The organism is Mesorhizobium sp. M0598, from assembly GCF_040320865.1.
GTDB lineage: Bacteria > Pseudomonadota > Alphaproteobacteria > Rhizobiales > Rhizobiaceae > Mesorhizobium.
On record NZ_JAMYQL010000029.1, the window covers coordinates 1 to 13,194 of the forward strand.

The following is a 13,194-nucleotide window of genomic DNA, read 5'->3' on the forward strand; positions in this document are numbered from 1 at the left end:
CGCGGAGGGCTCCGGGCCCGGCCCACAAGCCGGCGCCAACGTTTGGCCGCCCGGGGCGGGGGGGGCCCTCCCCGTGTTCTGGGGCGGGGGGCCCGCCTCCATCCGCGCCCATGCCGAGAGCCTGGTGACGGTCGGCCCGCCGCCTTGGAGCTATATCGCCACGGCGCAAGCCTATGACGACGAGATGCGCCAGCGCATCGCGCTGCACCGCTCGCGCCGCGGCGCCGGCTGGACGACCATCGATGCGCCGCTCGACCTTGCTGGCGCGATCGGAGCGCTGCCTGACGGCCAGCCGGTGCTGATCGATTGCCTGACGCTGTGGCTGACCAACCATATGCTGGCCGACCATGATGTCGAGGCCGAATGCCGGAGGCTGGCCGATGTGCTGTCGCGGCCGCGTGGGCCGTGGTTCGTGGTGTCCAACGAGGTCGGCCAGGGCATCGTGCCGGACAATGCGCTGGCAAGACGGTTTCGCGACGCCGCCGGCCGGCTGAACCAGGACGTCGCGGCTGTTGCCGGCACCGTGCTTTTGATGGTGGCGGGGCTGCCGCTCAAGGTGAAATGACATGGCTGATACCATCGATCCCAAGGACGAGGAACGCCACCGCGCCAAGATGGCCAAGCGCAAGGCGGTGCAGGATGCCGAGGTCGCGGCCAAGACGGTCGAGAAGGGGCTGCTGATCGTCAACACCGGACCGGGCAAGGGCAAGACCACGGCCGCCTTTGGGCTGGCGCTCAGGATGCTCGGCTATGGCAAGCGCGTCGGCGTCGTTCAGTTCATCAAGGGCAAGTGGCATACCGGCGAGAAAGACGCCTTTGCCGCCTTCGGCGACCGTGTCGTCTGGCACGCCATGGGCGAGGGCTTTACCTGGGAGACACAGGACCTGAAGCGCGACATCGCGGCGGCCGAGGCTGCCTGGGCGAAAGCGCTGGAGCTGATGGCCAAGCCGTCGATCAGCCTCGTGGTGCTCGACGAGCTGAACATCGCGCTGCGTTACGACTATCTCGACGTCGAAAAGGTGGTAGCGGCGCTGAAGGCGCGTCGCGAAGGCCTGCATGTCGTCGTCACCGGCCGCAACGCCAAACCGGTATTGGTCGAGGCGGCCGATCTGGTCACCGAGATGGGCGTGACCAAGCACCACTTCTCCGCCGGCGTGAAGGCGCAGCAGGGGATCGAGTTCTGAGGGGGTTGCTGGGGAGGCAGAGGCGCGGTGTCTCGACCTCTCAAGATTTGGGTTCCTCGCCCGCCGCGAAGCGGGGGAGAGGTGGCCGCGAAGCGGCCGGAGAGGGGGCTTTCGTAGAGCGCGGTTCCCCTCTCCGTCTCGGCTTCGCCGAGCCACCTCTCCCCACTTTCGTGGGGCGAGGAACCCAAGCTGGAACTAAGCTGCGAACCTTCAAGGCTGAAGGCGCCCTATTTTGTTCTTGCTTTGTGCCGGCAGCTATGCTAGTAAGTTCGGTATGGTGCTGATTGGCTCCAACGACCCGCCGCATGGTGGGTTTTTTGTTTCGCCTGGGATCGGGCGAAGATCACAACAGAATTACGACCGTCGAGATTACCCCAAACAGTGCGATCAGCAGAAAGTCGGCGATCCGGTAGAGTTTCAGTGCCGCCGGATGTCAGGGATAGAGTTCTGGTCGCTTGCGAAGCTGGAGATTGTTCGTGGACCAGGCGGTAATCGTCTATCTTATTCTCAATGATGGTCAGTTTGGTGCCGCTGACGAACGCGAATCCATTTATGCGCTCGAGAATCGGCTAGAGAAAGCTATCGAGGATGCATCGGTCGGCGAGTTTGACGGTGACTTGTTTGGTGAAGGCGAATGCATCCTCTACATGTATGGGCCAAACGCTGAACGACTTTTTGTCGTAGTCGAACCCTTATTGAAATCTTCTCCCGTAGCTGCCGGTGGGTACGCGATCAAAAGGTTTGGCGTGGAAGCCGATCCGAGCGCAAAGGAAGTCCGTGTTACCTGGTAGGTCGGGTTTTTCGACCCATTCGGACGTTCACGCGGCGATGACGATCACCGCGATCACGCCGAACAGCGCGATCAGCAGAAAGTCGGCGATCCGGTAGAGTTTCAGCGCCCGTCGGATGTCGGTGCTCTCGACATCATCGTGCCGGCCGCCTTCGCCCATCAACGCGTCTTCGACCATGACGCCGTCGTAGGAGCGGGGGCCGGCGAGCGCCAGGCCGAGCGCGCCGGCCATCGCTGCTTCCGGCCAGCCGGCATTGGGTGAGCGGTGTTTTTTCGCATCGCGCCGCACGGCGTGCCAGGCGCCCTTGGCGTCGGCGCCCTTGACCAGGAAAGCGGCGAGTACGATCAGCAGCGCCGTCAGCCGCGACGCCGGCAGATTGATCCAATCGTCGAAGCGCGCAGCCGCCCAGCCGAAGGCTTCGTGGCGCGGGGTGCGATGGCCGATCATCGAATCGGCGGTGTTGGCGGCCTTGTAGGCGACGCCGCCGGCGAGCCCGCCAATACCGAGCCAGAAGGCCGGCGCGACGACGCCGTCGGAGAAATTTTCGGCCAGGCTTTCGATCGCGGCGCGGCAGACAGCGGCCCTGTCGAGCTTTTCCGGGTCGCGACCGACGATCCGCGAGACGGCAATGCGGCCCATATCCAGTCCGCCGCTGTCGAGTGCGTCGGCGACCGCTTCGACATGCTCGGCCAGGCTCTTCTGCGACAGCAGCGACGTCGCCAGGATTGCGGTGACCAACAAGCCGAGGGGAATGCTCCAAAGCAAGGTTTCGAGCCAGAGGGCGAGGGCGGCCGGCACCAGCACGATCACCAGCAGCGCGAAGACGCCCCAGCGGCGACGGTGGGCGTCGGAATCAGTGGCGCGGTTGAGCCTGCGGTCGAGAAAGGATATCAGCCTGCCGAACCAGGTGACGGGATGGCCAATGGCATCGAAGAGCCGGGCCGGGTAGCCGAGTACAAGTTCGATGGCCAGCGACAGGAAAGTGATCAGGATCGGCATGAAGTCTCTTGATGGAGTGACGGCGGCAGTGGACCACGGCGGAAGCCTTGGCCGGGCGAGGGCGCTTTTCCCTCGCGCGCCGCTGCCTTTCGTCGACCTCTCGACCGGGATCAATCCGCACTCCTACCCGCTTTTCGATTTGCCCGCCACCGCCCTGTCGCGATTGCCGGAAACAGCCCGCAGCCGCGACTTGGCTGAACTCGCGGCAAGCGCCTATGGCGCCCCGGCGGCGACGAATGTCGCAGCGGCGCCCGGCACGCAGATCCTGTTGCCGCGCGTCGCTTCCCTGGTCAGCCCGGGCACGGCGCTGGTGCTCGGGCCGACTTATGCCGAGCATCGGCGGGCAGCGGCGATCGCCGGCCATGCGGCGGCTGAAGTCGATGATTTCGAAGCCCTGGCGGCGGCCGACCTTGCCGTCGTCGTCAATCCCAACAACCCGGACGGGCGCGTCGTCGAGCGCGAAAGATTGCTTCAGCTTGCCGGGACATTACGCGCCAGAGGTGGGCTGCTGGTCGTGGACGAGGCCTTCATGGATGTCGTCCCGCGCAGCGAAAGCCTGGCCGGCGACGTCGACCAGGGCGGCATCGTCGTGCTGCGTTCGTTCGGCAAGTTCTTCGGCCTGGCCGGCCTGCGACTTGGCTTTGCGCTGGCCGATGCGTTGACGGTCGAGCGGCTGGAGGCGCAATTCGGGCCATGGGCAGTTGCCGGGCCGGCGCTCGAATATGGCATAAGGGCGCTTGCCGATACCGGCTGGCAGGCCGGGATGCGGCGCCGTCTGGCCGAGGATGCCGCACGGCTCGATACGCTGTTCGGCCGCTTCGGCGTGCCTGTCGCCGGTGGCACCACGCTGTTCCGCTATCTCAGGCTGGCGAACGCCGCCGGCCTGTTTTCGGCGCTCGGCCAGCGCGGCATCCTGCTTCGGCATTTCGCAGATCGTCCGGATGTGCTGCGCGCCGGCCTGCCGGGAGCCGACGAAGAATGGCGGCGGCTCGAATCGGCACTTGCCGGCTGGGCCTCGCGGCGCGACGATGGGGCCAAGGAGACTTCGCGATGATCCATGTTTGTTCCCTGGCAAAAATCGAGGAAACGGTGGCAAGGACCGGGGCCGAGCGGCTGCTATCGCTGCTTGCCGCCGGAACGGAAGTGGTGCGCCCGGCCTCGATCACCAGGGAAAACCATCTGCATCTGGTCATGCACGACATTGCGGTAGCGCAGGAGGGCATGACCATGCCGGGCGAGGAGCATGTCCTGAACCTGCTCGATTTCGCCCGCCAATGGGATCGGTCGCGGCCGCTGGTGGTGCATTGCTATGCCGGCATCAGCCGCTCGACCGCCTCGGCCTATATCATCGCGGCAGCGCTGGCGCCGAAGCGCGACGAGGCCGAGTTGGCCGAGACGCTGCGCAGGCTGTCGCCCACCGCGACGCCCAATCCGCGGCTGATCGCAATTGCCGACGCACTGCTCGAGCGCAACGGCCGCATGAGCCGCGCCATCGAGGCGATCGGGCGTGGCGCCGAAGCGTTTGAGGGCACCCCGTTTGCGTTGAAAATCTGAGCCTAAAAACAAATTCCAGGAAAAGTGCGCAGGAGTTCTAGCACACGGCCAAGGGGCGAATGATGATCGGGAGAATTTTGGCCATCGTTGTTGGCGTGGTCTGCGCGACAGGCAGCGCCATGGCCGCGTCCATGCCGGCTCTCAAGTCGATCGACCTGGCAGCGCTCCAAGCCACTGTCGAGGGTTTGGCCAAGGAACTTATGCTGCCCGGCGCCATGGTTTTGCTCAAGACTCCGCGGGGCAACCTCGTCTTCGGCTACGGTACGACTGAACTGGGTGCCACGAACCCGCCGCGCGCCGATACCCACTTCCGTGCGGCCTCGAACACCAAGACGATGACCGCCGCTGTCATCGTGCAACTGGTGCAGGAAGGGAAACTGAGCTTCGCCGATCTGATCTCGAAATACGTCCAGCGCGTTCCCAACGGCGACGAGATAACCATTCGGCAGCTCATAACAATGCGGAGCGGCCTCCCTAACTTCACCAATGCGCCGGAACTTGCCGAAAGCCTGGACAAGTATCCTTACAGGGTATGGACCGCTGATGAAGTACTCGGCATGGCGTTCAAACGGCCGCCGGACTTCGCGCCGGGTGCCGAATTCGAGTACAACAACACCAACTACTATCTGCTCGGCCTTGTTGCCGAGAAGATCGACGGCAAGCCGCTCTCGACCATCTTCCGGGACCGCCTGTTCGGGCCGCTCGGCATGAAGAACACCGCTTTGCCGCCGAGCACGTCGAACGCCATCCCCGAGCCATACTCAAACGGCTATCTCTACGGCAGTACTTCGTACGCCCTGGCTGACGCGCCCTATCCGGACGACCTCCAGGCTGCGGCCAGGGCGGGAACGCTCAAGCCCAACGACGACACATGGCAGAACCCGTCCGCCTACTTTGCGGCTGGCGGAGTCATCTCCACCGCGGATGACCTCGCGACCTGGATGCGCGCGCTGGTCGGGGGCAAGCTCTTCAATGCCGACTTCCAGCGGCAGTGGCTTGCAAGCCCTGAGGCGCCGGAGCCGGGCGAACCCGCCATGCAAAAATACGGCTATGGCATCCTAACGCTGACCTTCGGGCCTAACGAAATCTACTATCACGAAGGCGAGATGCCCGGTTACCAGTCCTTCATGGGCTACGATCCGGCCAATGACGTGACCCTGGTCATATGGACCAACCTGACTCTCGCGCTCGACGGCCAGGCGACCGCCAACACCTTGATGGTGAAGATACTGGACGACACGGTGTCGCCGCTTCAAGAGGTGAAGTGAGGATCCTCGCGCGCGAATGGAATCGCCCCTCGTGGGCGAGGCCTGAGCTGGTGGGATCAAACACCTACGCCAACCAATCCGCCAGCTTTGCCTTGCCCACGTCCCTCAGCAGGCCGATGAAGCCGTCGGCCTGATGCTCGGCGGTGAGCCGGCCTTTTTCGGCGGTGGCAATGCTGGCGTCGCCGACGACGCCATTCGGGTTGAGATCGCTGGCGATCCAGGCGAAGGCGTGCGTTCCGGTGTGGCGCAGCAGCGAAAATTCCTTTTCGGCGCGGGCGACCTTGGACACGAAATTGTCGGCCTTGGCCATGTCGACGAGGTCGGGCCGGAAATGCAGCATCAGCGAGGTCTCGACGTCGCCGCCATGAATGCCGTGGCGGTCCTCGAGCTCGGTGTACATGCCGGCCGGCCGGCCAAAACGCTGCCAGCTGGTCTTTACCGCCAGCATCTTTGCCCGCACGCGCAATTCGCGGGTGACGATGCCCATGATCTCCTCATTGCCGCCATGCGAGTTGACGACAATCAGTTTTCGGACGCCGGCGCGCGCGACCGACAGGCCAAGTTCGGTCCACGCCTCGACCAAGGTCGTCGCCGGCAGGGTGAGGGTGCCCGGCGCATGCAAATGCTCGTTCGACTTGCCTACCGCCTGGACCGGCAGGATGCGGATGTCGAGATCGCCGGGCAGGCGCGCGATCACCGTTTCCAGCATGCCGTTCATGATCGAGGTGTCGGTCGAGACCGGCAGATGCGGGCCGTGCTGCTCGATCGCCGCCAGCGGCAGAACGGCAATGGTCGCCTCAGGATCGACGGTCGCGTATTCGGTGGTCCGGTAGTCACCCCACCATACGCGTTTTTTTGCAGCGGTCATGTCATGCCCTCTTGAACCGACAAGCCCAGACCTAACGCGGGAACGATCGGCTGTCGATCATCCCGCCGCAATCACCTCGATCTCGACCTTGAATTCCGGCCGGGCAAAACCGGACACGATCATCAGCGTCGAGGCCGGCGCCGGGCTGGCGAACAGCCGGTCGCGAACCTCCATATAGGGCCGCAGGAAGGCGCGGTCGGTGACGTAGGTGTTGATGCGGACGATGTCGGACAGGCCGAGCCCGGCCTCGCCGAGAATCGCCGATATGTTCCGGAAACAAAGCTCGGCCTGTGCGCCGGCCTCCTCGGGGATCTGGTCGTCCGGGGTGATTGCGACCTGGCCCGAACACAGCACCAGCCGCTTGCCGGGCGGCAGTTCGACGCCATGGCTGTAGCGGGCGAAGGGCGGCTTGATCGACTTCGGCGTGAGAAATTTGAACATGGCAATCTCCGTTCACGGCAGCCTATCGCATCGGCCCAAAAATCGGGATCGATTTTCGGAAAGCACGATGCGAAGATTCAAAGCTTTAGAGCGTACTTTGTGCGTCCAAGTGGACGCACGTCGCTCTAAGGCCGGATCGATGCGGGCATCAAGATGGCGGCGCATGTCACGAGGGCGATTGTGGACAGGCGATCAAAAAATAGGCACGATGCCTTTCGTACAGCATGACCCGTCCGGCCTTCGCGCCGCCATTGCTCAGGCGGGCATTGCACAAGCGGGCGGTCCCGGCGCAACGCGCCGGTGGCATGTGTCTTGCTTCTTGAAACAATGGTGTCGAGCCCGGCGCGTGACGCGCCGGAGCGAACAAAGGGTGGTGTGGATGTACGGAAAACTCAAGATTTCGACGTGCGCGATCGTGCTGCTTGGCGCAGGCACGCTTGCCGCGGCAGCGAACGAAAAAGTCACCTTCGGCACCAACTGGCTGGCTGAGCCGGAGCATGGGGGTTATTATCAGGCCGTGGTGGACGGCACCTATGCCGCCTGCGGCATCGACGTGACGATCATGCAGGGCGGCCCACAGGTCAGCGGCCGGCCGCTGCTGCTGGCCGGCAAGATCGATTTTTACATGGGCGGCAATCTGCTGTCGGCCTTCGATGCCGTGCAGCAAGGCATACCGATGCGCGTCGTGGCGGCCGACTTCCAGAAGGACCCGCAGGTCATCATGTCCCATCCCGGGCAGGGGCTGGACAAATGGGAAGACCTGAAGAACGCCGACCAGTACATCCTCGGCGACGAAGGTGCGCAGACCTTCTTCCAGTGGATGGTCACCGACCTCGGCTTCGACGCCGCCAAGCGCGCGCCCTACACCTTCAACCCGGCGCCGTTCATCGCCAACAAGAAGTCGATCCAGCAGGGTTACGTCACCTCGGAGCCATTCGCCGTCCAGAAGCAAGGCGGTTTCACGCCGAACCAGTTCCTGCTGGCCGACTATGGCTGGGACACATATGCAACGACGGTCGAGACCATGCAGGAGACGGTCGACAAGCGGCCCGAGGTGGTCCAGTGCTTCGTCGATGGCTCGGCCAAAGGCTGGTACAATTATCTCTACGGCGACAACAAGGCCGCCAACGAGATGATCAAGAAGGAAAATCCGGACATGACGGATGAGCAGATCGCTTTCTCGATCGAGCAGCTGAAGAAGTTCGGCGTGGTCGATTCCGGCGACAGCGAAAAGCTCGGCATCGGCGCCATGAGCGACGCGCGCATCCAGAGTTTTTACGACAAGATGGTGAAGGCCAAGGTCGCGCCGGCGGGTATCGACATCAAGAAGGCCTACACGCTGGCCTTCGTCAACAAGAGCGTCGGGCTCGACCTGAAGAAGTAGGCCGTGAAGCTGGAGAAAGTGGCGCAACAGCCAGGAAGTGTATCGGAGCCGACGCTGTTGGCGCTGCGTGGCGTCGGCAAGGTTTTTTCCAACGGCGTCACCGCGCTCAGCAATGTCGAGCTGACGATCCGGGAGGGCGATTTCCTCAGCCTGCTCGGGCCGTCGGGCTGCGGCAAATCGACGGCGCTGCGGCTGATTGCCGGCCTGTCGACGCCGACCTCGGGCGTGCTCGACTGGCGCGGCAGCGGCGCCCTCGAGCGTTCGAATATCGGCTTCGTCTTCCAGGAGCCGACGCTGCTGCCCTGGGCCGACGTCTTCGACAATGTCTGGCTGCCGTTGCGTCTGAAGGGTGTGTCGCGGGCCAAGGCGGCGCCGGCGGTGATGGAGATGCTGGCGCGGGTTCACCTGACCGGCTTCGAGAAGGCCGTGCCGCGCGAACTGTCAGGCGGCATGAAAATGCGCGTCTCGATCGCCCGCGCCATGGTGACCAAGCCGCGCATTCTGTTGATGGACGAGCCGTTCGCCGCACTCGACGAGATCACCCGCTTCAAGCTCAACAACGATCTTCTGGAGCTATGGCAGGATGAGCGTTTTACCGTCGTTTTCGTCACCCACAGCGTCTTCGAAAGCGTATTCCTCTCCAACCGCGTCGTCGTCATGGCGGCGCGGCCGGGCCGGGTGTTTGCCGAGCTTGCCGTCGACGCGCCCTATCCGCGCGACGAGGCGTTTCGCACCTCGCCCGACTATGCCGCGCTCTGCCGCCAGGCATCCGACGTGCTGATCGGCGCCATCAACTCAACTGCCGGACCGCATCATGACGGCCATTGAAGAACCAGTCTTGGCGCTCGACCCGGAGGAGGCGCGCCGCGTCCGCCAGGAGCGCTTCGAGCGCATCGGCAGATGGCTGCTGCCGCTGGCGATCATGATCCTGGCCATCTGGCTGTGGGACCGCATCTGTGTCTGGAACGACATTCCGAAATACATACTGCCGCGCCCCGGCGTGGTGCTGCAAACGCTGCACGACGATGCCGGGCTGCTGTTCTCGTCGCTGCTGGTGACGCTCCGGATCACCTTCTTGAGCCTGCTTCTCGCCGTGGTCGGCGGTGTCGGGCTGGCAGTGCTGTTCGCTCAATCGAAATGGGTGGAGATGTCGTTCTTTCCCTTCGCCATCGTGCTGCAGGTGACGCCGATCGTCGCGATCTTTCCGCTGATCAATATCTATGTCGACAACCAGACGACGAAGCTTTTGCTTTGCGCCTGGATCGTCGCCTTCTTCCCGATCCTCTCCAACACCACGCTCGGCCTCAATTCCGTCGACCGCAATCTGCGCGACATGTTCAAGCTCAACGGTGCGACCCGCTGGCAGCAATTGCGCTATCTGCGGCTGCCGGCGGCGATGCCTTATTTCCTCGGCGGGCTGAAGATCGCCGGCGGCCTGTCGCTGATCGGCGCGGTGGTGGCAGAGTTCGTCGCCGGCGCCACCGGCCAGTCGTCCGGCCTCGCCTCGCGCATCATCGAGGCCGGCTACCGGCTCAACGCACCAAGACTGTTCGCGGCGCTGATCCTGATCTCGCTCACCGGCATCCTGATCTTCCTGGTGCTGTCGCTGATTTCGCATCTCATTTTGCGGCGCTGGCACGAGAGCGCGCTGAGGCAGGAGCGGTGATGGTACCGTGTTTTGTAGGCAAAAGCTGCCTGTCGCCCATCCCGGCGTCAGCGCTGCCCCTCATCGCCCTGCCGGGCACTTCTCCCCGTATAGTGACGGGGAGAAGGACGCCTTCCTCGACGATCTCGCCCATCACCAGCGTTGCTGAAAGTGCGCCGCGGTCGCGGTCAGCCCCTTCTCCCCGTCTCTATACGGGGAGAAGGTGGCGGCAGCCGGATGAGGGGCAGCGATGACCTCTGCGATGATCCCCAAATCCGGCCAATTCGTCCTCTCCAAGGTCCGGCTTCACGCCTCCCTGACGCTCGGCCTTGCCGCTCCTTCCGACGCCGACGGTTTTGCACTCGCAGATGTCGCGGTCGCCGACGGCAGGATTTTCAGCATTGCGGCGCATCGGCGATCGGCAGCACCGGCGGACGCCACCGATCTCGGCGGCCGCATCGTGCTGCCGTGCTTTGTCGACTGCCACACCCATATCGACAAGGGCCACATCTGGCCCCGAAAGCCCAACCCGGACGGCACCTTCATGGCCGCTTTGAACGCCACCGGCGCCGACCGCGCGGCGCGCTGGAGCGCCGACGACGTCGCCCGCCGCATGGATTTTTCGCTGCGCTGCGCCTACGCGCATGGCACCAAAGCGCTGCGCACGCATCTCGACAGCGTTGCGCCGCAGGAAGAGATCTCCTGGCCGGTGTTCGAGACAATGCGGGAGAAATGGCGCGGCCGCATCGAGCTGCAGGCGGCCTGCCTGCTCGGCATCGAGGGCGTGCGCGACAGGAAATGGTTCGAGAGGCTGGCCAAACGGGTGGCTGCCGCCAAGGGTGTCCTCGGCGTCGTCACCTACATGGTGCCGGATCTCGAAGAATTGCTCGACCAGGTGTTCGCGCAGGCGATCAAGCATGGCCTCGACCTCGATTTCCACGCCGACGAGACCGACGATGTCTCGGCGATCTCGCTGAAGAAAATCGCCGAAGCAGCCCTTTGGAACGGTTTTGACGGGAACATCCTGGTCGGCCATTGCTGCTCGCTGGCGCGCCAGCCCGACCTCGACGTGCTCGACACGCTGGACAAGGTCGCCAAGGCCGGCCTGGCGGTGGTGTCGCTGCCGATGTGCAATCTCTATCTGCAGGACCGGCGCGGCGACAGGACAACGCCGCGCTGGCGCGGGGTGACGCTGCTGCACGAGATGAAGGCGCGCGGCATTGCCGTCGCCGTCGCCTCCGACAATACGCGCGACCCGTTCTACGCCTATGGCGATCTCGACATGCTGGAGGTCTATCGCATGGCGACGCGCATCCTGCATCTCGACCACCCCGTCGCCGACTGGCCGCAAGCGGTGACCGCGACGCCGGCCAAGGTGATGCGGCTCGACGGTGTTGGCACGCTTGCCGCCGGAGCGCCGGCCGATTTCGTCGTCTTCAGGGGGCGAAGCTGGACGGAATTGCTGTCGCGACCCGAATCGGACCGCATCGTGGTGCGCGACGGCCAGGCGATCGAGCGCCAGCTGCCCGATTATGCCGAACTCGATGATTTGATGGTGGAATGATGGATATTGCGGCGCTCAAGCGCGACCTGGACGGCCTCAAGGTCGATGACCATCCGGCGATCGTCCAGCAGAAAAGCCGTGACTTCTACTGGTACAGCCCGGTGCTGAAGCAGCAGCTCGAGCACGTCACCGGCGACCTGATCGTGACGCCGAAAACCGAAGACGAGGTCGTCCGCATTCTCGCCGCCTGCCACCGGCACGGCGTCCCGGTGACGCCGCGCGGCAGTGGCACCGGCAATTACGGGCAGGCGATGCCGCTGTCCGGCGGCGTCGTGCTCAATCTCGCCGAGATGAACGCGGTCAAGACGATCGCGCCGGGCCGTGTCGTCACCGGCCCCGGCGCCGTGCTCGCCGACATCGACAGAGCGACGCGGGCGCATTCCGGCCAGGAGCTCCGCATGTCGCCATCGACCTACAACACCGCATCGATCGGCGGCTTCGTCGCCGGCGGCTCCGGCGGCATCGGCTCGATCCGCTGGGGCGGACTGCGCGACCTCGGCAACGTCATCCGGCTGAGGACCGTGACGATGGAGGCTGAGCCGCGGGTCATGGAGCTCACCGGCGAGGACGTGCTGAAGGTCATGCACGCCTACGGCACCAACGGCATCATCACCGAAGTCGAGATGCCGCTGACTGCCAGCTATGACTGGATCGACGTCATCGTCGGCTTCGACGATTTCATGGATGCGGTCGGCTTCGGCAACGATCTCGCCATCCAGGACGGCATATTGGCGAAACTGATCACACCGATCGCAGCACCCATCCCCTACGATTACTTCAAGCGCCACCAGCGGTTTTTCCGGCGCGGCCAAAGCATCGTCGTCTTGATGATCGCGCCGCATGCGATGGATGCCTTCCTCGCCTTCACGGCGCGCAGTAAGGGCGAGATCGTCTTTCGCGCCGACAAGGAGGCCGATCTCAAGGGGCTGCCGCCGGCCTATGAGCTGACCTGGAATCACACGACGCTGCGTGCCATCCGGGTCGACCCGACGATCACCTATCTGCAGACCCGCTATCCGTCGCCGGACCACCTCGGCCACGTCAAGGCGATGGTCGACCGCTTCGGCGACGAGGTGCCGGCGCATCTCGAATTCATCCGCTTCGACGGCGCCATCGGCATCGCAGGGCTGCCGCTGGTCCGCTTCACCACGGCGGAGCGGCTCGACGAGATCATCCGCATCCACGAGGACAATGGCTGCTGGATCTTCAACCCGCACCGCTACACGCTGGAAGAAGGCGGCATGAAGCGCACCGACGAGGTGCAGCTCGCCTTCAAACGCGAGACCGACCCGCAAGGCCTGCTCAATCCCGGCAAGATGATCGCCTGGGAGAACCCGGACTATGACTATCGCTCGGGCAAGTCGTTCCTGTTCAAGGGACTGGAGAAGGCGGTTTGAGACGATGACGGGCGTGTGGCGCTGTACCCCCCTCTGGCCTGCCCTCTTTGCCACCACTTGGCATCTCCCCCTCAAGGGGGGAGATTGGCAGTTCCATCG

Annotated in this window: 14 protein-coding genes; 11 read left to right on the forward strand and 3 right to left on the reverse strand. The window is 64.2% G+C overall.

The window, feature by feature from the left end; genetic code table 11:
• Window positions 1–73: 73 nt before the first annotated feature.
• The 3 genes from cobU to NKI59_RS26710 all read left to right on the forward strand — a co-directional run bounded on the left by cobU (window position 74) and on the right by NKI59_RS26710 (window position 1,975).
• Window positions 74–565: a bifunctional adenosylcobinamide kinase/adenosylcobinamide-phosphate guanylyltransferase gene (gene cobU / locus NKI59_RS26700; RefSeq protein ID WP_352707884.1), complete on the forward strand. Its 492-nt coding sequence runs from the start codon at window positions 74–76 to the stop codon at window positions 563–565.
• Between the two features lies 1 nt (window position 566).
• The gene (cobO, locus tag NKI59_RS26705) at window positions 567–1,184 is read left to right on the forward strand and encodes a cob(I)yrinic acid a,c-diamide adenosyltransferase (protein ID WP_352707846.1); all 618 of its coding nucleotides are present in this window, start codon (window positions 567–569) and stop codon (window positions 1,182–1,184) included.
• Between the two features lie 476 nt (window positions 1,185–1,660).
• Window positions 1,661–1,975, forward strand: coding sequence for a hypothetical protein (locus NKI59_RS26710; RefSeq protein ID WP_051406122.1), 315 nt, complete (start codon window positions 1,661–1,663; stop codon window positions 1,973–1,975).
• Between the two features lie 27 nt (window positions 1,976–2,002).
• Here NKI59_RS26710 and cbiB read toward each other — a convergent pair whose 3' ends face one another.
• The gene (gene cbiB, locus NKI59_RS26715; RefSeq protein ID WP_352707847.1) at window positions 2,003–2,974 is read right to left on the reverse strand and encodes an adenosylcobinamide-phosphate synthase CbiB; all 972 of its coding nucleotides are present in this window, start codon (window positions 2,972–2,974) and stop codon (window positions 2,003–2,005) included.
• On the opposite strand from cbiB, the gene cobD reads away from it, so the two are divergent.
• From cobD to NKI59_RS26730, 3 genes are all read left to right on the forward strand, one after another.
• On the forward strand, window positions 2,973–4,028 hold the full coding sequence (gene cobD / locus NKI59_RS26720) for a threonine-phosphate decarboxylase CobD (protein WP_352707848.1): 1,056 nt from the start codon (window positions 2,973–2,975) through the stop codon (window positions 4,026–4,028). The genes cbiB and cobD overlap by 2 nt on opposite strands.
• The gene (locus NKI59_RS26725; protein ID WP_352707849.1) at window positions 4,025–4,528 is read left to right on the forward strand and encodes a tyrosine phosphatase family protein; all 504 of its coding nucleotides are present in this window, start codon (window positions 4,025–4,027) and stop codon (window positions 4,526–4,528) included. The genes cobD and NKI59_RS26725 overlap by 4 nt, the downstream gene beginning before the upstream one ends.
• 131 nt (window positions 4,529–4,659) lie before the next feature.
• Window positions 4,660–5,796, forward strand: a complete 1,137-nt coding sequence (locus NKI59_RS26730) for a serine hydrolase domain-containing protein (RefSeq protein WP_352707885.1) — start codon at window positions 4,660–4,662, stop codon at window positions 5,794–5,796.
• Window positions 5,797–5,860: 64 nt separating this feature from the next.
• On the opposite strand, the gene NKI59_RS26735 is transcribed toward NKI59_RS26730, so the two are convergent.
• Together NKI59_RS26735 and NKI59_RS26740 are read right to left on the reverse strand one after the other, a co-directional pair.
• Window positions 5,861–6,664, reverse strand: a complete 804-nt coding sequence (locus NKI59_RS26735; RefSeq protein ID WP_352692731.1) for a creatininase family protein — start codon at window positions 6,662–6,664, stop codon at window positions 5,861–5,863.
• Window positions 6,665–6,721: 57 nt separating this feature from the next.
• Window positions 6,722–7,105, reverse strand: a complete 384-nt coding sequence (locus NKI59_RS26740) for a RidA family protein (RefSeq protein ID WP_352617542.1) — start codon at window positions 7,103–7,105, stop codon at window positions 6,722–6,724.
• 379 nt (window positions 7,106–7,484) lie between these two features.
• Here NKI59_RS26740 and NKI59_RS26745 point away from each other — a divergent pair, with 379 nt between their 5' ends.
• The 5 genes from NKI59_RS26745 (at window position 7,485) to NKI59_RS26765 (ending at window position 13,095) form a co-directional block, all read left to right on the forward strand.
• Complete coding sequence (locus tag NKI59_RS26745; RefSeq protein WP_352707850.1) at window positions 7,485–8,489, forward strand: ABC transporter substrate-binding protein; 1,005 nt, start codon at window positions 7,485–7,487, stop codon at window positions 8,487–8,489.
• A 3-nt stretch (window positions 8,490–8,492) separates the two neighbouring features.
• The gene (locus tag NKI59_RS26750) at window positions 8,493–9,317 is read left to right on the forward strand and encodes an ABC transporter ATP-binding protein (RefSeq protein ID WP_352452129.1); all 825 of its coding nucleotides are present in this window, start codon (window positions 8,493–8,495) and stop codon (window positions 9,315–9,317) included.
• The gene (locus tag NKI59_RS26755) at window positions 9,304–10,155 is read left to right on the forward strand and encodes an ABC transporter permease (protein ID WP_352490743.1); all 852 of its coding nucleotides are present in this window, start codon (window positions 9,304–9,306) and stop codon (window positions 10,153–10,155) included. The genes NKI59_RS26750 and NKI59_RS26755 overlap by 14 nt, the downstream gene beginning before the upstream one ends.
• A 241-nt stretch (window positions 10,156–10,396) precedes the next feature.
• Window positions 10,397–11,698 carry a cytosine deaminase gene (locus NKI59_RS26760; RefSeq protein ID WP_352707886.1) on the forward strand — a complete coding sequence of 434 codons (1,302 nt, stop codon included), beginning with the start codon at window positions 10,397–10,399 and terminating at the stop codon, window positions 11,696–11,698.
• Window positions 11,698–13,095, forward strand: coding sequence for an FAD-binding oxidoreductase (locus NKI59_RS26765; RefSeq protein ID WP_352707887.1), 1,398 nt, complete (start codon window positions 11,698–11,700; stop codon window positions 13,093–13,095). Before NKI59_RS26760 ends, NKI59_RS26765 begins: the two co-directional genes overlap by 1 nt.
• Window positions 13,096–13,194: the final 99 nt, after the last annotated feature.

Coding starts and splice junctions, on each gene's coding strand:
- cobD (WP_352707848.1), top strand. CDS start 2,973: ATGAAGTCTCTTGATGGAGTGACGGCGGCAGTGGACCACGGCGGAAGC.
- cbiB (WP_352707847.1), bottom strand. CDS start 2,974: ATGCCGATCCTGATCACTTTCCTGTCGCTGGCCATCGAACTTGTACTC.
- NKI59_RS26730 (WP_352707885.1), top strand. CDS start 4,660: ATGCCGGCTCTCAAGTCGATCGACCTGGCAGCGCTCCAAGCCACTGTC.
- NKI59_RS26740 (WP_352617542.1), bottom strand. CDS start 7,105: ATGTTCAAATTTCTCACGCCGAAGTCGATCAAGCCGCCCTTCGCCCGC.
- NKI59_RS26765 (WP_352707887.1), top strand. CDS start 11,698: ATGGATATTGCGGCGCTCAAGCGCGACCTGGACGGCCTCAAGGTCGAT.
- NKI59_RS26760 (WP_352707886.1), top strand. CDS start 10,397: ATGATCCCCAAATCCGGCCAATTCGTCCTCTCCAAGGTCCGGCTTCAC.
- cobO (WP_352707846.1), top strand. CDS start 567: ATGGCTGATACCATCGATCCCAAGGACGAGGAACGCCACCGCGCCAAG.
- NKI59_RS26735 (WP_352692731.1), bottom strand. CDS start 6,664: ATGACCGCTGCAAAAAAACGCGTATGGTGGGGTGACTACCGGACCACC.
- NKI59_RS26725 (WP_352707849.1), top strand. CDS start 4,025: ATGATCCATGTTTGTTCCCTGGCAAAAATCGAGGAAACGGTGGCAAGG.
- NKI59_RS26745 (WP_352707850.1), top strand. CDS start 7,485: ATGTACGGAAAACTCAAGATTTCGACGTGCGCGATCGTGCTGCTTGGC.
- NKI59_RS26755 (WP_352490743.1), top strand. CDS start 9,304: ATGACGGCCATTGAAGAACCAGTCTTGGCGCTCGACCCGGAGGAGGCG.